Source organism: Collinsella sp. AM12-1, assembly GCF_003472325.1.
Taxonomy (GTDB): Bacteria; Actinomycetota; Coriobacteriia; order Coriobacteriales; family Coriobacteriaceae; genus Collinsella.
This window is the reverse complement of the sequence record NZ_QRLS01000009.1, coordinates 51,572-74,480: the sequence shown is the minus strand read 5'-3', so window position 1 is coordinate 74,480 and position 22,909 is coordinate 51,572. Positions and strand designations below refer to the sequence as shown.

18 protein-coding genes are annotated in these 22,909 nt (G+C 60.1%); 4 read left to right on the top strand and 14 right to left on the bottom strand.

Annotated features, from left to right (window positions below; genetic code table 11):
- Positions 1 to 7: 7 nt before the first annotated feature.
- From DW136_RS06020 to DW136_RS05995, 6 genes are all read right to left on the bottom strand, one after another.
- Positions 8 to 3,787: a DUF4430 domain-containing protein gene (locus DW136_RS06020; RefSeq protein WP_158552055.1), complete on the bottom strand. Its 3,780-nt coding sequence runs from the start codon at positions 3,785 to 3,787 to the stop codon at positions 8 to 10.
- A gap of 431 nt (positions 3,788 to 4,218) precedes the next feature.
- A complete protein-coding gene (locus DW136_RS06015; protein ID WP_117629587.1) occupies positions 4,219 to 5,982 on the bottom strand; it encodes an AarF/ABC1/UbiB kinase family protein in 1,764 nt (587 codons plus the stop codon).
- Positions 5,983 to 5,990: 8 nt separating this feature from the next.
- Positions 5,991 to 6,407 (bottom strand): hypothetical protein, encoded by a 417-nt coding sequence (locus DW136_RS06010; RefSeq protein WP_117583986.1) that lies wholly within the window; start codon positions 6,405 to 6,407, stop codon positions 5,991 to 5,993.
- Between the two features lie 99 nt (positions 6,408 to 6,506).
- Positions 6,507 to 8,030, bottom strand: a complete 1,524-nt coding sequence (locus DW136_RS06005; protein WP_117629586.1) for a C69 family dipeptidase — start codon at positions 8,028 to 8,030, stop codon at positions 6,507 to 6,509.
- A gap of 101 nt (positions 8,031 to 8,131) precedes the next feature.
- Entirely contained in the window at positions 8,132 to 8,986 is an 855-nt protein-coding gene (locus tag DW136_RS06000) for a bifunctional 5,10-methylenetetrahydrofolate dehydrogenase/5,10-methenyltetrahydrofolate cyclohydrolase (RefSeq protein ID WP_117583984.1), read from the bottom strand.
- 2 nt (positions 8,987 to 8,988) lie between these two features.
- Positions 8,989 to 9,621: a cyclodeaminase/cyclohydrolase family protein gene (locus DW136_RS05995; RefSeq protein WP_158571442.1), complete on the bottom strand. Its 633-nt coding sequence runs from the start codon at positions 9,619 to 9,621 to the stop codon at positions 8,989 to 8,991.
- Between the two features lie 308 nt (positions 9,622 to 9,929).
- Here DW136_RS05995 and DW136_RS05990 point away from each other — a divergent pair, with 308 nt between their 5' ends.
- Together DW136_RS05990 and DW136_RS05985 are read left to right on the top strand one after the other, a co-directional pair.
- Positions 9,930 to 10,517, top strand: a complete 588-nt coding sequence (locus tag DW136_RS05990; RefSeq protein WP_117583982.1) for a hypothetical protein — start codon at positions 9,930 to 9,932, stop codon at positions 10,515 to 10,517.
- A 304-nt stretch (positions 10,518 to 10,821) separates the two neighbouring features.
- Positions 10,822 to 13,311: a phosphatidylinositol-specific phospholipase C gene (locus tag DW136_RS05985; protein WP_118289277.1), complete on the top strand. Its 2,490-nt coding sequence runs from the start codon at positions 10,822 to 10,824 to the stop codon at positions 13,309 to 13,311.
- Positions 13,312 to 13,406: 95 nt separating this feature from the next.
- Here DW136_RS05985 and DW136_RS05980 read toward each other — a convergent pair whose 3' ends face one another.
- On the bottom strand, positions 13,407 to 13,676 hold the full coding sequence (locus DW136_RS05980; protein WP_117583980.1) for a hypothetical protein: 270 nt from the start codon (positions 13,674 to 13,676) through the stop codon (positions 13,407 to 13,409).
- Positions 13,677 to 13,764: 88 nt separating this feature from the next.
- Here DW136_RS05980 and DW136_RS05975 point away from each other — a divergent pair, with 88 nt between their 5' ends.
- Complete coding sequence (locus tag DW136_RS05975; RefSeq protein ID WP_117583979.1) at positions 13,765 to 14,205, top strand: helix-turn-helix domain-containing protein; 441 nt, start codon at positions 13,765 to 13,767, stop codon at positions 14,203 to 14,205.
- Positions 14,206 to 14,299: 94 nt separating this feature from the next.
- Here the strand turns inward: DW136_RS05975 and DW136_RS10055 are convergent, their stop codons facing one another.
- Complete coding sequence (locus DW136_RS10055) at positions 14,300 to 14,767, bottom strand: SHOCT domain-containing protein (protein ID WP_117583978.1); 468 nt, start codon at positions 14,765 to 14,767, stop codon at positions 14,300 to 14,302.
- A gap of 114 nt (positions 14,768 to 14,881) precedes the next feature.
- Positions 14,882 to 16,219 (bottom strand): hypothetical protein, encoded by a 1,338-nt coding sequence (locus DW136_RS05965; RefSeq protein WP_117583977.1) that lies wholly within the window; start codon positions 16,217 to 16,219, stop codon positions 14,882 to 14,884.
- Between the two features lie 218 nt (positions 16,220 to 16,437).
- Here DW136_RS05965 and DW136_RS05960 point away from each other — a divergent pair, with 218 nt between their 5' ends.
- Positions 16,438 to 17,619 (top strand): cation diffusion facilitator family transporter, encoded by a 1,182-nt coding sequence (locus tag DW136_RS05960; RefSeq protein WP_117583976.1) that lies wholly within the window; start codon positions 16,438 to 16,440, stop codon positions 17,617 to 17,619.
- Between the two features lie 12 nt (positions 17,620 to 17,631).
- Here DW136_RS05960 and DW136_RS05955 read toward each other — a convergent pair whose 3' ends face one another.
- The 5 genes from DW136_RS05955 to ruvC all read right to left on the bottom strand — a co-directional run bounded on the left by DW136_RS05955 (position 17,632) and on the right by ruvC (position 22,820).
- On the bottom strand, positions 17,632 to 18,621 hold the full coding sequence (locus DW136_RS05955; RefSeq protein ID WP_089572154.1) for a hypothetical protein: 990 nt from the start codon (positions 18,619 to 18,621) through the stop codon (positions 17,632 to 17,634).
- A gap of 176 nt (positions 18,622 to 18,797) precedes the next feature.
- Positions 18,798 to 20,465: a formate--tetrahydrofolate ligase gene (locus DW136_RS05950; protein WP_117583975.1), complete on the bottom strand. Its 1,668-nt coding sequence runs from the start codon at positions 20,463 to 20,465 to the stop codon at positions 18,798 to 18,800.
- Between the two features lie 146 nt (positions 20,466 to 20,611).
- The gene (gene ruvB / locus DW136_RS05945) at positions 20,612 to 21,679 is read right to left on the bottom strand and encodes a Holliday junction branch migration DNA helicase RuvB (protein ID WP_117583974.1); all 1,068 of its coding nucleotides are present in this window, start codon (positions 21,677 to 21,679) and stop codon (positions 20,612 to 20,614) included.
- Positions 21,679 to 22,299, bottom strand: a complete 621-nt coding sequence (gene ruvA, locus DW136_RS05940) for a Holliday junction branch migration protein RuvA (RefSeq protein ID WP_117583973.1) — start codon at positions 22,297 to 22,299, stop codon at positions 21,679 to 21,681. The genes ruvB and ruvA overlap by 1 nt, the downstream gene beginning before the upstream one ends.
- Positions 22,299 to 22,820, bottom strand: coding sequence for a crossover junction endodeoxyribonuclease RuvC (gene ruvC / locus DW136_RS05935; RefSeq protein ID WP_035137351.1), 522 nt, complete (start codon positions 22,818 to 22,820; stop codon positions 22,299 to 22,301). The genes ruvA and ruvC overlap by 1 nt, the downstream gene beginning before the upstream one ends.
- Positions 22,821 to 22,909 lie beyond the last annotated feature (89 nt).

The window sequence follows — 22,909 nt, the reverse complement described above, 5'->3', positions numbered from 1 at the left end:
CCCTCACCTACCGACGTTTGGTGAACACGAACACGCCGACGATGGCGAGACCGATGACGCCGGCGGCAACGCCAACAATGGCGAGCGGGTTGGTGCCAGCCTCCTGCTCGGAGGCACTAGAGGACTTCTTAGCAGTGGTCGTGGAAGCAGCACCCGTATCGGACTTGGAATCGGACTTCTTGTCGGACTTGCTGTCCTTCTTGTCAGACTTCTTCTCGTCCTTCTTATCGGACCTATCGGTGTCCTTCTTGTCGGACTTGTTGTCCTTGGTCTCGGTCTTGGTCGACACCGTCGTCTTGGTCGTCGGCTTATGACCCGGGGCGATAGCGCCGCCGGCCTGCTGGCCCTTAGAGCCGGAGCCGGAACCCGTGCCAGTGCCAGCGCCAGCGCCGGAACCGTTGCCAGCGCCACCGTTGCCACCATTAGTGCCAGAACCGCCATTGCCGCCAGGGTTAACGGCATTCTTGGTCCACTTGGCATACAGTGTCAGATCGGCCGTCACTGGCGTACTGAAGTCATACGCCTGCGTGCAAGCCTCATCGGTATACCAACCACCGAAAGTGTAGCCATCGCGCGTCGGATCGGCCGGCTTGACCAGCTTGCCGTCGGCCGTAGCAACAAACTTAGTGTCGCAAGCAGACCCGCCGTTGGAATTAAAGGCAACCGTCCAAGACTCAACAGCCCCCAGCTTGAACAGAGTACCCGAATCATTGATGTAGTACAGGTTGCCAGAAGCATCGGCAATGACCGGAGAGTCACAGTACTGGTAATGGCCGGCCGCATCATAGATCTGCGTCGCCTCTGCATCGCCGAGAGTATAGCGATACACGCCACCACCAGCAGAGTAGTTGACGTAATCCTTGCTATCCGCGCTGTTCACGGTGAAGTACACATAGGTCTTGCCGCCCTGAACACTCACCAGCGGAGTAGCAGCAATACCGTTGAGGCCAGCCGGCAGCGCCTTGCCGTCGGCAGCAGCGACCATCGTGGTCTTGTCCGTCTTCAGGTTATAGAGAACCAGAGCAGAGCCCGTAGCCGTCTGTCCGCCGACAATCAGATTGTCACCAGACACCGCAGGGGCGCTCAGATTATTCGTAAGGCCCAGATCAACCGTCTTCTGTTCACTCAGCACGCCCTTTGCCGAAAGCAAAATCACATGGAGCTTTCCGTCGTGCGTCATCTGATAGAAGGTCGAACCATTGGACGGATCGGCAATGCAATCGGCATTTGCGACAGCGCCGAGCTTCATGGCCGAAACGACATCGCCCGTCGTCTTATCAATGCACTTAAGCGTGCCCGCGCTCGTAGGAACAATGGTGTACTTATCCGTCAGCGCAGCGCCAGTCCAATAATAGCCCTCGGAAGGGTCAATGTTCTGCCAAGAGACTTCGCCCGTGGCAATCTTGATACGCTTCAGGGAGCCGTTGCCGTAGGTCGCGTTGTAATTCTCGTCATACGAAATATCGACCGAGCCTACATAGACGTACTCGCCGTCCGAAACGACGGTGCAGGAGCTCTGCGTCAAGTCCGTCAAACCAGGCGTCAGCCACTTGCAGATCAGCTTGTCTGCAGTAATCGCCTGGACCGCACCGCCGTTGAGCGGAACGATGATAAGGCCATTGGTATAGATCGGACGAGAGGTATAGCTCACCTTGGAGGCAAGCGGCGCAGAGGCAACCTTTTTGCCCGTGGACGAATCGATCTTAATGAGCTCGTTCTCGGTCGCGATGTACACAAAACCGTTAGCAATGACAGGCTCGCTGCAGTTGGCATACTGCTGACCAGACTCGGCCTTCCAATCGAAGGCCCACTTAAGACCGGCGGCCTGCGCAGGCGTCTTGGCGTCCGTAACGGACGTACCGTTGCCGCTGTTGCCGTAGCCGGCCCACTCGGCATCCCAATCAGGAGTCGTCGCACTCGGGTCCACGACAATCTTGTCGGGATCGGGCATGGGCGAATCGTCGGTGGTATAGGCAAGCGTAACCTTATCGCCGCTCTTGAGCGTAATCTGGTTGGCGCAGAGTAAGGAGGGCTCTCCATTGATATACAGGTGCCAAGATTTATTGGTCGCAGCATCCCAGGCATACGGCTTGTGATCGAACGGCGAGTTGATGGAATTGAGGAACCAGTACTCACCACTCTGGGAGCCGTTGTACGTAACGCCCTTGGCCTTCAGGACCGTCTCAATAAGGTTCTGGGCAGTAGAGCCTTCGGGCAAAGAAACACTGCTTGCCGAGCCCCAGCAAGTATTGTTGCCGTTGACATCGGGGCCGACAACATCGACAGACCCAAGAACCTGACCGGGGAGGGCATCGGCGTCAGCACCATACATAAAGGTGACGGCGTCGCCCTCTTGGAGCTCGTAGTTGCCGGCACCGACCGTGGCGGACTTGCCATTTACATAGAATTGCCAATAACTGCGGGTCGCAGGATCATACTTATAGGTCTTACCGTCAAGCGGCGAAGTAATGCCGTTGAGGAACCAGCCCCAAGACGATTCGCCAGCATCGAGAGTAAGGCCGGTCTGCTCAAGGAGATCCTTGGCAGTAGAACCCGCCTTGAGACTCGTCTGGCCCGTCGAAGCCCAAACCTGCTGCTTGCCGTCCTTGTCCTTACCGAGGACCTGAACGGAAGCATGGACGGAATCGGACGGCAACTGGTCGCCCCAGCCACCGTAGAACCACGTAACGGTATCGCCAGCATGAATGGTGACATTGTCTGCCGTGTAGTCGCTCGACTTGCCGTTGATGAACAGCTGCCAATAGGTCGAATAATCGAGCGGCTTACCCAGCTCAACGCCGTTGTACTTAAGGCTCAGAATGAAGGAGCCCGCAACAACGGCATCGATGTCATTCGCCTCGAGCGCGACCTTCGTAAGGTCAAGTGCGTTCGAGCCGGACGTCACCACATACTGCGCGTTATCGACCCAAGTCTGAGTCTTGCCCTGGGCATCGCGACCAATGACGGTCACATTTGCGGCAACCTGGTCCTTAACGACAGGGGACGAGCTACCAGCCGTATAGGCAAACTCAATCTTCTGCCCCTGGGTGAGCTTGACGCCGCTCGCGCCAACCGAGGAAGACGCGCCGTCAACAAACAGCTGCCAGTAGGCATAAGTCGCCGGATCGAAGGCAAGCGTGCGGCCATCGCTCGGGGACGTGATGCTTTCGAGGTAAAAACCGTATGCCGTGTTCGGATCGTATTTCGCCTTGAAGCCCACCTTCTGCTGCAGCTTAACGAAGGCGTCCGCAGCCGTCGCGCCCTCGTCGAGCTTGAGTTGCGTAGGTGCCACCCAGGTCTGAGCCTTGCCGTCGGCATCGATGCCGATAATCGAGAACGAGACCTCGACTTGCTTCTTGGCGACATCGCCGGTTTCTGTCGGGTTCTCTGTCTGGACGGCAGTCGCGGCGGCAGATCCTGCTTGGCCAGCGGCTACCGTCGAAGACTGCTCACTCGCGGCAGGGTTCTCCCCCGTCGCCGAGCCTTCGTCGCCAGCTGCCGCCCCTGTTGTGGCGGCACTAGCTGCGGGCGCGCTCCCAGAATCTGAAACCTCGGCGCCGCTCTGCTCGGCGGCACCGCCCGCAAGCGCTGCGTCCTCACTCGGCGTCGCAGCCTGAGCCACAGCCTCGGCAATGCCCTCGGCGCCCTCGGCCCACAGCTGAGCCGGCGTGGTGCCAAAGGCCATCGCGAAGGCCAGGAATGCCACCAGGCCGCGCTTGGCTACGCCGCGCGCAATTGCGCCTCGGCGATGCGAGACGCGCTGGCGCTCGTCCACAAACATATCCATTTGTCCCCCATTGTCTGTACTTGGAGCGTTGCCTTGAGGCTGCCCCACGTCATCGCGCATGTTGCGCTCGAGTTCCCCCATCGGGGTCCTCCTTCCCTCCAGAGCCCTATGCACACCGGCGGCATACGCCGCAGCCGCACGCAAGATGGGAGGCGATCCGACTTAACCTTAACGACTCGGGCGCGCCGTCCGATCTGCGACGCGAACATCCCGAGCCAAGAGGAATTACGGTTACTGGTACAGCCGGGGACTTGCACCCCGATTCTCCCAAACGCGCAGGAAAACCGCGCATTCGTGCGTCTCCGCACCACCATCTAGGCCATCGATTATTACCGTCAAAATGGTATCACGCAAAAGGGCCTCGCACGCAGGCGAAGCCCAAGGTAAAAGCTATTGTTTGCGATAGGAAAATGCGGTGACGGTCGCAGCCTCTAGTGCTTGCCGCCGTGGCTGTTGAGCCAGATATTGCGGCCCAGCATAAGCGCCAGCACCAGCGCGCTCACGTAGCCAAAGAAGCCGATGACCGGAATGCCGAGGACAACCGGCTCGATGCGCGCGTAGTACACCACCGACGAACCGATAAACAGACCGGCGATCACGATAGCCATCGACATGCGGTCGATAATTCCGCCCAGCTGTCGCAGCGCCTTATCGCTGCTCATGATCTGCGTGTTCACCTTAAGCTGGCCGCGCGTGAGCATACGCGAAGCCAAGCCCAAATACTCGGCCGCCTCGAGCGAGCCTTTTGCCGCGCGATAGCTGCTCGCGGCCAGATCGCGTCCCATATCACGCATGCGGGCATAGGTGCTCTTCTCGTTTTTGATGTGCGTCTGGATGATCTGGATCATGTTGACGTTGGGCATGTACTCGGTCAACAGGCCCTCGAGCGTCACCATGCCGCGGGCGAACATCGTCACCACGCTCGGCAGCTCAACGTCATTTTTGCGCGCCAGATTGAGCAGCGAGGTCAAAAACTCGCCGATATCCAGGTCTTTAAGGTCGAGCCCGGCAAAGTCGGCAACGATAAAGTCCAAATCGGACAAAAAGGCCGAATGATCGAGCTCAGCCGAGTCGCCACGCGTCACGGCGAAGCGCATGAGCGAATCCTTGAGCTTGGGCACGTCACCCTCGGCCACGGCGAAAATCATGTCCTTTACGATACCGCGATCGTGGCTCGACATGCGTCCGACCATGCCCAGGTCAATAAAGTAGACGATGCCATCCTTGAGGATGATGTTTCCCGCATGCGGGTCGGCATGGAAAAAGCCATCGTCGAGCACCTGCGTCGAGTAGTCCTCGACGATTGCGGCACCGATCTTTTCCAAGTCATAGCCCTCGGCCACCAAGCGTTCAGGATCGGCGATCGAAATGCCGTCGACGTAGTCCATAACCACCACGTGCTCGGTGCACAGGTCCAGATAGGATTTAGGGCACGTCACGCCATGAACGCTCTTATGGAACTCGTAGAAGTCGTTGAGGTTTTTGGCCTCGGCCAAAAAGTTGGTCTCCTCGCGAAACGAGGTCCACAACTCCTCGACTACACCGTGCAGGTCAACGAATTGATCGGTGTTGACGAACTTGGAAACGATACGCACCACCGAGCGGATGATATCGATGTCCTGTGCCATAACCTGCTGCGCACCGGGGCGCTGCACCTTGACGGCCACGTCCTCGCCCGTCACCAGACGTGCGCGGTGCACCTGCGCAAGCGATGCGCTACCAAGCGGATTGGGGTCGATCGCATCGAACATCTCCCCCAGGCGCAGGCCGTATTCTTCTTCCAGACAACTGAGTACGACCTCGTACGGCACCGGCTCCACGTCGGAGCGCAGACGACGCAGCTCGTCGCAAAAGCGTTGCGGCAGAATCTCGGACCGGTTGGCCAGAATCTGCCCCATCTTGACGAACATGGGGCCGAGTTCCTCGAGCAGGCGGCGCAAACGAACCGGCGTGAGGTTATCCCACACGCGGTACTTTTTGACCAGGCGAACAATCTGTCCGATGCGCTCGCGGCGACCCGCCGGCGTGAGCTGGTATTCCTCGTCCGGCGCCATCGCGTCGGGCTCCTCGGGGACCATATCGACAGCGCGCGGCTTCTTGCGAGCGCCCGAGACGACGGCATCGACCTCATCGACAACCGCCGCCTCGTCACCCAAGGGATCTAGATTGTTGTAATCGGTGGTGGAATCTGCCATCTGCGCTGCTACTCGGCCTCTTCGGTATCCTTCGCATCGTCGGGCTCAACGGACTCGACGGGCACCGAGGTCACGTTGTCCTCGACCGAATCGACGATGTCGCGCACATGGGCCAGGAAGGCCGTGCGCTCGGGGGCGGTCATGACGCGGACGCGGGCCAGGATGAGCTCGTCGAGCACGCGCTGGGCCGCGGTCTCGCCCTGCATGCCCAAGCGCTCGGTCAGATCGGAGATGGTGCCACCGGCCTGCTCGAACATGTCGGACACGCTGCGGGCGATATCGGGGGTGGCGGTGTCCTTGCGGACCTGCTCGCCTTTGGTGTTAAGGTCGTCGAGGACCTTCTTGCCGCCTTCGACAGCAACGGCGGCAGCGCCAAAGCCCACGTTGATGGCGCCGTTAACAAGCTGATCGAGTTTCATAACCATGGTTGTCTCCAATCACAAACAACTGCATTGGCGTTCTTGTACCCAAGATTGAGTGAAAGCGACAAAGCGTTTAAGCGCTATTCGATCGACGGGAAATCCCTATCTCACGTTGTCGTTCATCGCGAAAGAGTTCTTCATGGCGCAGCTCGTGGTGTAGAGCACCTTGCCCAACAGGGCATCGGTCTCCACGCGCGCGAGCTCGGCAAACTCCTCGTTGGCGCGTGCAAGCTCGGCAGGCACCTCGGCCTCGGGCAGCGCGGCTACGGCAGCGTCGACGTCATGGATCTGCTTGTGGCCCATGCCACCGACCTTCTCCTGGTAGTCCTCCACAGCGCGGCCGCACTCATGGAAGCGGACGTCGGCCAGCGCTCCGATCAGGCGGTTGGCCCAGTAGAAGTTTTCGGACGTCACGCGAGCCTGCGTATCGGCATAGTACTCGGGCATGGTCTCGACGTTGGCGTACAGCGGAACCAGCGCGTTAAACGAGTTGGAACCAAAGGCCATCCACTGCACGGCGCGGTAGGCCGGCTGCGCATAGGGGCGCAGCTGCAGCACGGCGAGCTGGCTGTTACGGTTGATGCCGATGGGGCGATAGGCACCGCGCGTGGCGGGCGTGCCCTTGCTGCCGTAGCAGTCGTACTCCGTGCCCTGGTAGTGGCTCGAAAGCACGTACTTGATGTCCTCGATGGTCACCTTGCGCTCGGGCACGCGGCTCCAGGGGATATCGTCGCTCTCGGGCGTGTAGTCGGCCTCGGAACCGTCCCACACATCGCTGGGGTTGAGGCAGCGCTGCATGTACCAGGCGCGCGGCGTGTTGTAGACATGGTCGCTGTCGCTGTGCGAGCCAAAGGCCTCGCGCGGGTTAAAGATCGCAGCCGGGCCGTCGCCATCGACGCCCAGCGTCAGGTCCAGATGCCACTCGGCCATCCAGGCACGCAGGTCGGCGGAGCACATGTGGTCGGCCTGGGCGCCCTCGGCGTCATCCAGGTCAAAGCTGTCGATACCCAGCTGGTTGGGCATGGTCACATAGGCGTCATCGGGCACGCGCTTGGCGATCCAGTGGTGGCCGCCGATGGTCTCGAGCCACCAGATCTCGTCCACGTCGCTAAAGGCGATGCCGTTGTTCTCGTAGGTGCCATAACGCTCGAGCAGGTCACCCAGAATGCGTACGCCGTCGCGGGCGGATTTGGCATATGGCAGCACCAGGGTCACCATGTCCTCCTCGCCCAGACCGCCGGGCTGCGCCGGAACATAGCCGTCCTCGTCCTCGTTGCCCTTGGCGGGCACGTAGTCGACGAGCGGGTCGGCGCCGCGAACGCGCTCGTTGGTGGTGAGCGTCTCGGTTGCGGACATGCCCACATTGAGCTCGTTGAAACCGGCCTCGGCCCAAATGCCATGGCCCGGGACAACGTCGGGGACGCTTGTGTAACGCATGGGATTGTCGGGCAGCTCAACGGTCAGGTGGCTCAGGAAGCTCGTGTAGACACGCGGCTGCTCGTCGGGATGTACTACGCGCATGCGCTTGGGCTCAAATACTCCATTGGACGAGTCCTCATTGCGGGCAACCAGCGTCGAGCCGTCGTAACTCGCGTTCTTACCAACCAAAATCGTTGTGCACGGCATGCGCATCCTCCTTGAGCGAAGAAATCAAACGGCAACAGTGTATCGCTTCGGCACAAAAAGGGCGAAACCGCGACCTCGGCAACCTCTGTGGTCAAAAACGCCTATTTCGATGCGCGCTCCGCCGCCTCAATCACGTGCTTGGCGAGAATCGCGGTGGTCACAGCCCCCACGCCGCCCGGCACGGGAGTAATGGCACCAACAACCGGCTCTGCAGCATCAAAATCAACGTCCCCGACCAGCTTGCCAGCGGCCTCGTCCCAATTAATGCCAACATCGATAATCGTCTGGCCATCGCGAACCGCATCCGCGCCAATCGTGCGCGCGCGTCCAACGGCCGCAACCATAATATCAGCCGCACGGCACTCGGCAGTCAAGTCACGCGTATGCGTATGGCACGTCGTTACCGTGGCATTGCGAGCCGTAAGCATGGCGGCAACGGGACGGCCAATCACCAGCGATCGACCGACGACCGCGACCTTGGCCCCATCCAGCTCAACGTCGTAATGGTCCAGCAACGCCAACACAGCCTCGGCCGTGCAGGGAGCAAAGCCCTCGCCTCGCCCCGAAAGCGTGGTAAGCAGCGAGGCCGGCGTCATGGAGTCAACATCCTTGGCGGGATCGAGTGCCGCGGCAACCGCATCCTCGTCAAGCCCAGCGGGCAACGGACGAAACATCAGGCAGCCATGAACAGCGGGGTCGGCATTGATGTCCTCGATGGCGGCCAACAACTCGTCCTGCAAAACATCGGCGGGAAGCAAAATGCGGCGAGCCTCAATGCCAACCTTTTCGCAGCGCTTGAGGGCGCCGCGCTCGTAGGACAGGTCGTCCTCGCGCTCGCCCACACGCACGATGGCCAGCGTCGGAACAACGCCGCGCTCGCGCAGGGCTGCGCAGCGAGCAGCATGTTCCACGGTCAAAGCGCGAGCAACGGGAGCACCCTTCAGCAGTTCAGCCATGGCTATCCCCTCTTCCTTGCAGCGTCGGAGGCGCGGCGCGCCAGCGCATCGGCGCGCGGCAACCATGTGTCGAGCAACTCATCACACGCCGTCTCGAGCTCCTCAGCACGAGCGCGATCCTTCATAGACGTGGTGTTCGCAAAGAGCGTCAAACTCGCGCCCTGCATAGCGGCACGGCAGAACACGGCGCCGCACGCCACATCGGACAGCAGCTGACGCGAACCCTTATCGGCCATGTCCTCGAGCAGCGCCAGTGCGCGCCCGCAGGCATCCATAATGCGATACGGCGGCATGGCTGCCACATGCAGCGCATCCTGAATCGCGGTCGCTCGAGCCGGATCGTCACGCGGAATACCGTGCGCCGCGGACACCCGCCTGTAGGCACGAACGTCCTCGGAAACCAACTCGACAAGCTCCTGGGCCAGCTCATCAGCCTGGGCAAACGCGCGCGTCAGGTCATCCGCACGATCAGCAAGCGCGGGATTGGTCGCACCGTAGCGGGCAACCATTCCACACAGCGAGGCGCCCAGCGCGCCCACAAAGGCGCTCGCGCTGCCACCGCCGGGAACCGGCTCGCGCGCGGCCAGCGCCTCGGCAAACCCGCGACAGGTCTTGTCCATCATCTCTTGGCTCATACGCATGCACCTTCAAGTCATATAGATCGGTCGGGCGGCAACCGCCGGCCAACCGCATCAAACACGTAATGATGCTAAGTCTAGCCCATAAGCACATAAGCGTCAGCACACCTGGCCATCGCGGATTTCTATGACGAACGATAGGCGTCGGCACCGGCCCTCCCCTCTTTTGCGCCCGCGCATATTGCCACTTAACGGCGCAAATCCGGCACCCAGAATGGGACACATGGCCCACCCTAGCGAGCCGTCCGCGCGTACAGTAAAGGCAGGTAATCCATGGGCGGTTACAGATCGAGGAGGACACGACCATGAAAAAGAAGGCCTTTGCGATTCTCACCCTCTGCATGAGTCTCTTTGCCGCAGTTGCCCTGGTGGGCTGTGGCGGAAGCGGTGGAGCTACCGGCAGCGGTGGCGGTGCGGAAAAGCCAGCCGTGGATATGAGGACCGACTTCATCTGGTTTAAGGTCGAGGTCCCCGAGGGCGTCGAGGTCACCGACGTCGCAGGCGATACCGCCGACAGGGCCCAGTTTAAGTTCACCGAGAGCGAGCACGCCAGCGATCGCTTCATCCCCGTCTTCGATCCTGACAAGAACGCCGACGAGCTGTTCGACTACGAGGCAAAGTGGAATGCCAGCTTTGAGTGGACCGAGAATGACCCCGTCAAGTACAACGGCAAGACTTGGCGCAACGCTTCCTATACACACTCGGGCGGCGTGACGACTGAGTACTTCACCGAAGCAGGCGGCGGCAGCGTCTACGTGCGCATCGACAACGTCGAGGAGCACAAGGATGCCGTCGAAACCATGATGAAGTCTCTGGAATTTGCCGATGATATCGCCAAGGCCAAGACCGAGGCCATGGATGTTAAGCTCGACGATATCGAGATTAAGCGCTAAGCGACTCGCGAGCGCAACGAAAAACACGAGCGCAGCGCCAACAAGCGGCGGTGCCCCAGCGTTTCGTACTAAGGGAGGATCGGCTCGCCGGCCCTCCCTTTCTTATGCCGATAGCCGGCGAACGCGAGGGTGCCGGACGGCAAAACCACCCCCAGCGCGGTAGCAACACAAATAGACAAGCGCCCCAACGCGTCCGCCCGCCGATTAATAGCACCGCGCAGACAATTAAGCCAACACGTTTAGACATCCGGGCAGTATAGTGACCAAAACGAGCGCATAACCGCACCCCGCGAATGGAGGAGTTATGACCGAACACCACGCCATCAGTCGTCGAGCATTTACGCTGGGCCTAGGACTCGCAGCATTGTCGCCATTTGCAAGCCTGCCCGAAACCGCGGCGCTGGGCCTTCCCGTGCGCGCGGCATTTGCAGAAGACACGCCCACACCGGCGGCCACCCTCGACAAGTTCATCATTCGCCTTCGCCCCGCGGGCTATTTTCGCACCGCGAGCGTCAACCAAGACGGCAACGTTCGCGGCAACGTCTGCCACCTGTTTAATGACGGCACGTCCAGCAAACTCATCCTTGAACACGTAGTGACCGATGCAGATAATACAAATTGGTATGCCATCCGCACCTTACTCAATTTCGAAGAGCATAAAAAGACGGGCTACAGCATTTGGTCGGTCGACGGCGACTCGGACAAAGATGGAAAGGTCATCCACGTATGGAGTGGCGAGTATGACGACAAGCCCAGCCGCGCTTTTGCGTTTAAACGCCAGTCAAACGGAACCTATATCATCCGAGACCGCACGGTCGAGAAAGAAACCGAGAAAAAAGACATTAAGTACCTGGCAATAGAATCGGACGGCAAAGACCAGGACAACAATAAGATCTGCCATAAGAGTAAGAGCATTCCGTGGGAGCTCGAACTTATCGGTTACGATATGAAAAAGAACGATGCCACGGTTAGCAGCCTCGACTGGATCACGTACAGCAGCTACGTCGACGGGCCCTGTTGGATGAAATACGTCGACAACAGCAAGTTCCTCGACGAACTGAGCATCCCGGGCACGCACGATTCGGGCACCTGCAGCGTGGACAATGACACCGAGCCCCAATCCTCCCAAGCAAAATGCCAGCAGGATTACATCCCCACGCAGTTGCTCGAAGGCATTCGCTACTTTGATATCCGACTTGGAAAGAACGACGAGAACGGCGACCCCGGCATCGACCACGGAGCTTGTTACCTGCTCAAAAAAGACGGGAACTTTATGCATCTCTCCGATGTCATCGGGTACTTCAATACGTTTTTGAGCGAAAACCCGACAGAAGCGCTCATCATGCTCGTGTCGCGGGGCAATGGCGAGGCTACCAACGAAAGCCTCACGACGGCCTTTGGCAAGGTTTTGGATGAGAACCCCGACCTGTTCTACACATCGAGTCGCATCCCCACGCTGGGCGAGGTGCGCGGAAAGATCGTCCTGCTGCGTCGGTTTGGGCTCGCCGGCAACAGCGTAAGCAGCCACACATGGGGCCTCGACCTCACCCAATGGGACGACAAAATCGCAGCACACACCGACAGCACCTCCATGTGTCTCGTTCGAGACGAGCGGGGCTTTGAAGCCGTGGGGAAAACGGGTGACGAAGAGCCCTATTGCACCAAGGTATACGCCCAGGACCATTACGAATGCACAGGAACCGACAAAATCGGCTGGGTCGATATGGCGCTGCAGGAGACAACCAAGCTCGCCCGCATCATGGTGGACGTCGAGGACAATGACGGGGCCAAGGTAAAGGTCCTGGAGCACAGCTGGTGTATCAACTACACCAGCTGCACGAACTACAAGCAAGGAAGCAATCCTTTTACCGCAGCACGAGTGGTCAACGAGCATCTATACAAGAGCCAGTATATAAACAGCACCGGAAATGAGAGCACAAAGGAGGACTGCCTCAAGCACATTGGCATCATTGCGTCCGACTTTGTTGATGCGGCACTGGCCCGAAGCATCTACCAGCGCAATTACGATGCGAAGCACAAGCGGACCGTTTCGTACTACCTCCCGACCCGTATGCGCATGACATACGGCGACTCGTTGAGCGATGCCTCACTCCGGGATGGAAAGACCGTTGGCGAGGGTCGTTTCCGCCTTGTCGACAGCAGTAACGTACTCAACGTGGCAGCTTCGGGCAACACGTTTGCTATCGAATACGTGGATGTCGACGCCCTGGGCAACGAGACCGTTACGGAACTGCAGGGTTCCGTGCCCATCGATATCGACCCGCGCGCATTGACGCCCCACTTTGAAGGGCTCGAGGGCCTTAAGGCCGGCGAGGACGTGCGCGCAAAGATCGCGGCGCCGCTCGACGGCAAGCTCGAAGGCGATGCCTGCACCGCCCAGCTCGAGTTTATGCACGATGCAAACGGCGCTCCGGGCACGGCAATGGCCGAGGATGAGGCATTTGCCGCGGGGACGTATTGGGTGCGTGCGAAAGGCCTGTTGGGCGACGCGGCGCAAAACTACACGCTCGCCACCGACGGAGCCGCAAGCTTTACTGTGACGACTTCGGGCAACGCGGACGGTGCAGGCAACACCGGCACCGGCACCAACGCGGGCAGCGCCAACAAGAACGGCAAGGGCAACAAGAGCAAGGAATCGGGCGAGAAGCTCGCCGGCACGGGCGACGGCTCTGGCATCGTCGCCGGGCTCGCCGCTGCCGCCGTGGCGACAACGGTCGCCGGCGCGGCAATGCTTGCCAACGATCGCGAAGACAGCGAAGGCGCTAGCGAATAGGCAAGCCGACCCTTTTGGACACATCGACCCGACGAGGGGCGCAGGACACCGTTCTGTGCCCCCAATTTTTACCTTGGCCCGAACGCCGCCATAGGCTACATCACCATATTCAGCACGTTAACAAACTCCTGGGCCTTCGCACGGCTGCTCAGGCTAAAGACGCAAGCAGTCAACAGCCTGTTACGCAGAAAAACATCGCGGCCTTTGATTCTATTGACGCCCGTGATGTCCTTAAGGTAGACAATCTCGGTGTGCTTGCCGCCGAAAGCGCCCTTCTTGAGCACCTCGATACGGTTAGGGTAGATCTTGACGTCTTTAAACCTACCCGAACCCTTGTCCTGAAACAGCAAGGTGTTGTTGTCCATGCGTGTCACTCCCATGGGGTTCGCTAAAACTGCCTCTATGGTCACATTTTAGTCACTTCGGGAATCCCGCACGAAGGCGCTAGGTGACATGGGAATTCGAGTCTTTGATTCGGACGGCGTCGTCGACGCTGTGCCATGTGGCTCGCTGGGCGGAGGTGGGACGTTCGGCTCCGACCTAAACGACGCCGTCGAAAGCGCCGCTGATTTTCTCGCATGTATGGTCGACGATCACCTTATGGGTGGCGTCGACCTGCCTGCGCCGGACTTTGGCCACGAGCCGCAGCACGGTGGCAAAATTATCGCCGTGGCCGTCAGTTGCGAACTCAACGATACCCCCGCCGTCACCGCAGCGGATGCCGCGCGCATGCTTGGCGTTAGCTCGGCAAGAGTATCGCAACTGATAAATGCTGAACTGTTGGATTCATGGAAGGATGGCACCAAGCGAATGGTGTCCAAAGCTTCCATCGAGGCACGACTCGCCGACGCACCAAAGGCGGGACGCCCCAAAGAGGTCCCTATTGCTGTATAAGGCGAGGCTACTGCGCACTTTTATTCCACACGATGTTTTCAGCCTGGTATAAACAAGTTCAATACCAGAATGCAAATCCAACCATCGTGTCTAACTACGAAAGGATTTTCGCCTTTTCTGCAGCAAACTCTTCCTCGGTAAGTACTCCACTATCACGCAGCGCTGCAAGTCTCTCGGGCCTTGCAACTACATCACCACTATCCACCAGCGTCTCAATAGTCTGTGAAACCTGCGGATACTGCTCGAGCTCCTTCGATAGGGCATCGACTATCTCGGCAATATTCTTTGCATTTTTGCCCCCGTTTAGTACGTTTGTCCTGACCTTAGATGACGAGTTGACAGTAACGCCAGATCCACCTTCAACTGGAACAACCGAAATACTGACATTTTCACCCCAGGACCAAAGGCTCATACCAATCTCGGCTGCAACTGTTCTTGTTGTGGGCGATGCGCTATCAACTTTTACTTTAGGTAGCTTTTCCATAGCTGCCTTCAAGGCATTAAACGTGTCGTCAGGAGAATACGGTATCTGAATCTGAAGCTGCTGATCGGCAAAACCCATAATCCGACCTCCGCTTTTGCAAGATTAAGGCTATCGGCAATGTTAGCACGTTCCCAGCACTTTTAAATTCATCTAATGACCTTGTGATGCAGCCCGACACCCCGGCACTACTCCCTACTTCCCAAATAGCGCACCCAGAAGACCACGGCGCTTGGGCTTCTCTTCTCGGTAGGAACCCTCGACGGCGGCTGTAACCTGGCGCGGTTGCTCGCCGCCTCCACGGCGCACGATCTGATATAGGAAGGGTGATTTAACGTATTTGACCTCGATGGGCGTGGCATGCACAGTGCTTTCACCGGACAGATGCAGGCTCGGGTTGAGTGGCGCCACCACATGCGTCTCGCGCTTGTCGCTAAACACCACCGCGGCCGCGCGGCCCGTCTGGCCGTTTACGGCAATGCGCACCTGCTCGCCATCGCGGCTGTCTGTCGCCGGACGATCGACAAAGTAGACCGGCACCATCAGCAAACCATCCTTGTGCTTGCGGGCCTTGCGCGCCCAGGTGCGGATGCTCTTTTTATTGAGCCCCAGCACCGCCTCGGCATCGTTGCCGGCAATGTCGAGCGCCAGCTTATCAATGACCACCTGGTCCTTGGTAGATGCATCGACGGAGACAACGCGGAAGTCACCTTCCTGCATGGCCGGGTCAAACGGCCCAACCTTGGCAAAGTCCCACGGCTCCAAAATCCCCATAAGGCGAACGTCCAGGTAGTTTGCCCTGGAATACGCCCAGTCGAGCACCTCGTAGTACACCAGGGTCTCCTTGCTCAGCCCCTTGCCCGGGAAGGACGCCATCATGCGTAGATCCGCGAGCGCCATGGGGAAGTAGAAGAGCATCATGTCATTTTGAATCGCGTCTTCCACGTCGTGCCCGGCAAAGGCGTCGGGGTACTGGCGCACCAGCTGCAGCGCGTTGGCACGTGCCTGCTGCGGCGAGATTTCGCAGGGAATACCCTGCTCAGGTACATACTCCGCACCAACGCCCATAGTCAGGCGCTTGCTAAAGGTACCGGGTTTGAGCAGGTCGGCAACGCCGATCGTATTACCGCAGGACGGGCACTCAAACACGCGCTGGGTCGATGACCCCTCAAAGGACGCACCGCAGAAGGGGCAGGGAATGCTCACGTGCGCTGCCTCTTGGAACTCTTGAGCCGTGCCGCGGTCCTCCCACAGCAGATGCTCCAGAACCGACTGGTTGCGCCAGTACGAATTGAAGAAATACCAGTCCGGGTCCTCCGGGCGCTCGAGCTGCGACACATAGGTGAGCTTAAGCAGTCCATCGACAACCGTCAGTGGCGTATGGCGAATGCCCAGGGCGCTCTTGGGCTCCCCCGCATCGGCCTGCCACGGAACGACCGTGCCGCAATAGGCGCACTCAAAGCTGCGTTTAGCCTGGTGTGAGTACATAGGGCCGCCGCAGTTTTGGCATTTAATGGCAAACATCTCGTCCATGGATACGTCCTCCTTTGCGCAGGGGCTGTCGACATTAAGTATGTCGGGCGGGCAGGCACATGCCCATACCCATGTGGCCCAAAATGGAGCACCCGGTCGGACAAGAAGCCCCACTCGTTAGCACCAGCAGACCATTGCTGCATTTTCTGAGCATCGGCGCACGGTGCGCCCATGCGAGCTACACTATCCCCTTAACCATGATTGTGAGGACGATTGCCATGCTATTTGTAAATCGGCTGGTACATACGCTTGTTCCCGGCAGTGAGGACGAGCCGGTCGATACAACTTGTCGCACCAACGCGGGCTTTGCCGCAAGCCTTATCTGCATTGGCCTCAACATTGCCCTGTGCCTAGCCAAGGGCATCGCGGGCCTGCTCGCCGGCTCCGTCTCGCTCATCGCCGACGCCTTCAACAACCTCTCCGACGCCTCGAGCAACATCGTGAGCCTGCTCGGATTCCGCCTTGCCAGCCGCCCGGCAGACGAAGGCCACCCCTATGGCCACGGCCGCTACGAATACCTCGCCGGCCTGTTTGTCGCCGTCCTCGTTTGTGCCGTCGGCATCAACCTGGTGCTCGAGTCCGTTACCAAGATCATCAAGCCCTCCCCCACCGCCTACACGCTCGTTTCCCTTGCGGCACTGGCTGCGTCCATGCTCGTTAAGCTCTGGATGGCCGCGTTTAACCGCACGCTGGGCGACCGCATCGACTCGGAGACGCTCATCGCCACGGCGCAGGACTCCAAAAACGATGTCATCACCTCGGGCTCGGTCTTAGCAGCGGCGCTTATTTCGCAAACGACCGGCTTTGACCTCGACGGCTGGGCGGGCCTGGGCGTGGGCGTCTTCATTTGCATCAGCGGCATGGGCCTGGTGCGCGACGCCATCAGCCCGCTGCTGGGGCAAGCGCCCGACCCCAAGCTCGTCCAGGAAATCCGCGACAGGATCATGTCGTACCCCCAGGTCCTGGGCACGCACGACCTCATGGTACACGACTACGGCCCCGGCCGTCAGTTTGCCAGCGCACACGTGGAAATGCCCGGCGAGGGTGATGCCTTTGAGCACCACGAGATTCTGGACACCATCGAGCACGATATCAAACGCCAGATGGGCATTGGCATTACGCTGCACTGCGACCCCATCGCAACAACCGGTGATGACCTGCGCGGCTGGGTCAAGCGCGGCGTAGCGCAGATCGACCCCGCGCTTTCCATCCACGACCTGCACGAGCACGACGGGTTCGTTTCGTTTGACCTGGTGCGTCCCGACGACTTTGACATATCCGACGAGGAGCTGTTGGAGCTCGTCACGCGCATCGTGCACGAGCGCCGACCCAATGCCTCATGCGTCGTTACGTTTGACTCGGGCTTTAGCTCGCCCGACCGTCCGGCCGAGCAGCTGTAGCCCGCTTAACAGCTAGTTTCCCTGCGCGCCCGAGATGCCGTTTTGCAGTGCATTCCAGGCACCCGTCGCCATGTCGCCCAAGTTCTGCGCGGTGTCGCCCAGGTTTTGTGCCGTATCGCCCAGCTCTTGCGCCTTGTCTCCCAACTCCTGTGCCTTGTTGCTCAAGTCCTCCAGCGTATTGGAACTCGAGCTGTCGGTACCGCTTTGGCCGTCGGGCGAGTTGCCCGAGCTATTCTTGTGCGTGAGTTGAATTTCGAGGTTGCCGCTGTCGTTATAGTAAGCAGAAGTAACGACCCAGTTGGCATCGATGACGGGCGTTGAGCCATCATCAGTCAGGACCACGGCATTCGAAAGATTGGCGCCGCGCGACTTGAGAAGTTTCTTGGCGTTGGACCAGTACTGCCCCGGGATATCGCTCAGATCGACGGTGCTAGACGAGGCGGACTCGGTTTGCTCGGCAGCGGTATCAGCCGTTGAACTCCCTCGCTTGTTGAGCATGCCCGACACAATGGCAAACACAACCGACAGCGCAAAGAAGATCGCCAGCACGATGAGGATCTTCTTGATCACGCTCGACGAACGCGACGGCTTCTTCTCCTCGTCCTCGCCATATTGCGGAATCGACTTGGGGTACTCGCGATACGGCTCGCGCGACTCGTAGCGAGACTGCGCCGTGCGAGGCATATACGTCGTCTGCTGAGGCTGCGGAATGGGATTTTGCGGCAGGTCATCATAGGGATTCGGCGTCGAGGCGGCATAAGAATCCTGCGGCGCGTAATCAAACGGGTCCGGAGCTGCGTTGCCATAGGGGCCTTGCGAAGATACGGCATAAGAATCCCGCGCTGTGTCGCCATAGCCCATAACCCGGGTTGGCTCGGCAGAAGGCTGCGTCGCGGCGGGGTCGGTATAACCGGGGTTGGGAACAACGCGGGTCGCATCGGCGCTATCGCCAGCCTGCGCGGAACCGTAGCCGCCCATCACGGTTGTCTTGTCCTGATCCATGCAACGATTCCTTTCCGTCGCCCGTAAGCATCAAGTTATCCATGCATTCTACCCGCGCAAAAGCCCGTGACGGACAGAGCCCGTCCATATCTACAAGACAAGCGCGGCTAGAAAACAAAAGCCCCGCCGGGCCTTGTGGGCACGGCGGGGCGGACAAGCAGCTATGGGCAGCAGGCTTAGAACAGGCCGGTAATGTTGCCGTCGTTGTCGACGTCGATGTTTTCGGCCGCGGGAACCTTGGGCAGACCCGGCATGGTCAGAACGCTGCCAGTCAACGCAACCACAAAGTGGGCACCGGCGGAAACCTTGAGCTCGCGCACGGTGATGCGGAAGCCCTCGGGAGCGCCCAGCGCCTTGGCGTTGTCGCTAAAGCTGTACTGCGTCTTGGCGACGCACACCGGCAGGTTGCCAAAGCCGTTCTCGCGCAGCTCGGCGAGCTGACGCTTGGCAGCCGGAGTAAAGTCGACACCATCGGCGCGGTAAACCTTGGTGGCGACGGCCTCGAGGGCATCGGCCACATCGGCGCCGTCCTCGTAGGCAAACTTGAGCTCGCTCGGCTGCTCAATCAGGCGCATGACCTCATCGGCCAGGTCGAGCGCGCCCTCGCCGCCCTTGGCCCAGACCTCGGAAAGCTTAACGTTGACGCCGAGCTGCTGGCACTCGGACTCGATGAGCGCAAGCTCGGCCTCGGTGTCCGTCGGGAAGCGGTTGATGGCGACCACGCAGGGAAGACCATAGACGTTCTGGATATTGTCAACATGGCGCAGCAGGTTAGGCATGCCGGCCTTGAGGGCATCGAGGTTCTCGTCGTTGAGGTCGGCCTTGGCAACGCCGCCGTTGTACTTAAGCGCACGGGCGGTGGCGACAATCACGACGGCGCTGGGACGAACGCCCGTCATGCGGCACTTGATGTCGAGGAACTTCTCAGCACCCAGATCGGCGCCAAAGCCTGCCTCGGTAATGGCGACATCGCCAAAGCGCATAGCCATGCGCGTGGCCATGATGGAGTTGCAGCCGTGGGCGATATTGGCGAAGGGGCCGCCGTGGACAAACGCGGGCGTACCCTCGAGCGTCTGCACCAGGTTGGGCTTGAGCGCATCCTTAAGCAGCGCAGCCATGGCGCCCTGAGCCTTGAGGTCGCGGGCGCGGACGGGCTCGCCGGCAAAGCTGTAGCCGACGACGATCTCGCCCAGGCGCTCCTTGAGGTCGTTGATGCTCGTGGACAAGCACAAGATCGCCATGACCTCGGAAGCAACAGTAATGTCGAAGCCATCCTCGCGCGGCACGCCCTGGGCCTTGCCGCCAATGCCGTCGATAACGTGGCGCAGCTGACGGTCGTTCATGTCGACGACGCGCTTCCAGGTGATGCGCTTAACATCGATACCGAGCTGGTTGCCCTGCTGAATATGGTTGTCGAGCATAGCGGCCAGCAGATTATTGGCGGCACCGATAGCGTGGAAGTCGCCGGTAAAGTGCAGGTTGATATCCTCCATGGGGATGACCTGGGCCCAACCGCCACCGGCGGCGCCGCCCTTGACGCCAAAAACGGGGCCGAGCGAAGGCTCGCGCAGGGCCACGGCGCTCTTGACGCCGCGACGGCGCAGGCCATCGGCCAGACCGATGGTCGTGGTGGTCTTGCCCTCGCCGGCGGGCGTGGGGTTGACGGCGGTCACGAGGACGAGCTTGGCCTGGTGGTCAGTCGGCTCGTTGAGCAGTGAATAGTCGACCTTAGCCTTGTCGAAGCCGTACGGAATCAGGTGCTTTACGTCGACGCCGGCGTTCTTAGCCACCTCGGTAATAGGCAGCGGCGTGACGGAACGTGCGATTTCGATGTCAGTAGGCATGGGCGGTCCTTTCGTTACCGGATGAGAAAAAGACCAATTCAGCATAGCACGGGCGCGCAATAGTAAAACACCCGTAACCGATGAATGGCGATATGTTTACCCGATGCCCAGCGATAGCCTACAGACCAGCCAAAACAAACCCGCCTCTAAACGGCTGGCTCGATGCCCAAGTGCTCAAAGGTGCGAAGCGTTGCCTGGCGGCCCTGGGGCGTGCGAATCATCAAGCCGCACTGCAGCAGGTAGGGCTCATAGACATCCTCGAGCGTACCCGGGTCCTCGCCCACCGCGCTGGCAAGGGTCGTCAGGCCCACGGCACGGCCGGAGAACGTCTTGGCAAGCGTCTCCAAGATACGAATGTCCATCCAGTCCAGACCAAGTTCATCAATCTCGAAGAACTCGAGTGCCTGACGGCAGATATCGAGCTCGATGGGGCCGTCGCCGCGCACCTGCGCATAGTCGCGCACACGCTTGAGCAGACGGTTGGCGAGACGCGGCGTACCACGCGAACGCGAGCCGATCTCGAGCGCGCTCGGATGGTCGATCGTCACGCCCAGAATGGTCGCCGAGCGCGTCACGATCTGGGCAAGCTCCTCGACCGTGTAGTAGTCCAGGCGATACGAAATGCCAAAGCGGTCGCGCAGCGGGCCGGTCAGCATACCCGAGCGGGTCGTTGCCGCCACCAGCGTAAACTTGGGGATATCCAGGCGAATCGAACGTGCGGCCGGGCCTTTGCCGATCACGATATCGAGCGCAAAGTCCTCCATCGCGGGATACAGGACTTCCTCGACCGAACGGTTAAGACGATGGATCTCGTCGATAAACAGCACGTCACCCGGCTGCAGGTTGGTAAGGATAGCCGCCAGGTCACCGGTACGCGCAATGGCCGGACCACTCGTCGTCTTGATCTGAGCGCCCAGCTCGTTGGCGATAACCGTAGCCAGCGTGGTCTTGCCTAGACCCGGAGGGCCCGAGAAGATCACGTGGTCGAGCGTCTCGCCACGACTCTGCGCCGCCTCGATGAGCACGCGCAGGCTCTGCTTGATATGCTCCTGACCGCAGTAGTCGTCCAGGCGCTGGGGACGCAGGGTACGGTCGACATCGAGGTCTTCGGGCGTCAACTCCGAGCCCACCATGCGCTCACCGTGCGCCATGGATGCCGCCGGCGAGCTGCCGGGCGTCGCCCACAGGTCCTGAGAGTCATCGGCTTCCCACATCACGCATCCATTCCGAGTCGCTTAAGCGCCGCGCCGAGCAGGTCCTCGACACGCATATCCTGCCCATCATACCCGCTCAGGGCAACCTCGGTCTCTTGCGGACTAAAGCCCATGGAAAGGAGCGCCGCACGGGCGTCATCGATCGCCGAGGGAGCGGCGGCGGGAACCGGCATCGCAACCTGACCGGGAATTACGCCGACCGGAACAAAGCCCTTGTCCTTGGCAAAGGTACTCTTGAGCTCCAGGATGAGGCGCTGGGCGGTCTTTTTGCCCACACCGGGCACCTTAGCCATGCCTTTGTCGTCCTCGGCCATCACCAGAGAATACAGCTGGCCCACGGTATAGGTGGAGAGCACGGCAAGCGCCAGGCGCGGACCGACACCCGACACGGACACGAGCCGATCGAACATCGTGCGCTCGTCCTTGGAAGCAAAGCCAAAGAGCGTCATGGCGTCCTCGCGCACCTGCATACGGGTATAGAGGCGAACCTCACCGCCGGGCGTCGGCAACGTGGCCGCAGTGCTGCCCGAGATGCCGAGCTCAAAGCCAACGCCCGACACATCGACGACAGCAGAGCTCATCGTGGCCTCGACAAGCGTTCCGTGGAGCTGGGAGATCATCAGTATCCGGTTCCTCTCTGTTGATAGAACTCGCCGCCGGTAAGCGCCCGGGTGCGGCTGAGGTTAACGTGGCAGATGGCGCAGGCCAGGGCATCGGCGGCATGGTCGGGATGCGGGTCGTGATCGAGCTGCGTGAGCGTACGAACCATATACGCGACCTGCCGTTTGTCCGCAGCGCCGGTGCCCACAACAGCCTGCTTAATCTGCATAGGCGTATACTCGCCAATCTCGAGCGCGCATTCCGAAAGCGCCACGAGCGCGGCGCCACGGGCATGCGCCGTAGGGATGGCCGAGCGAACGTTGGCGCCAAAGTAAATGCTCTCGATAGCAGCGGTATCGGGTCGATAGCGCTCCACGACACCCTTGAGGTCGCGGGCGATATGCGACAGGCGCACCGCGAGCGGACTGCCTGCGCTGGTCTCGATGCAGCCATAGGCACGGCAGCGAACCTCGCCACGCCGCTCCTCGATAATCCCCCAACCCGTATGAGCCAAACCGGGGTCGATGCCCAAAATAACCAAGCCAACCTCCCCTCGTCTTTTACCAAGCGCAAGGCAAGGCCCCGCGCACTACTCACGAACGTCTGTTCTAGAATAACACAACGGGGTCA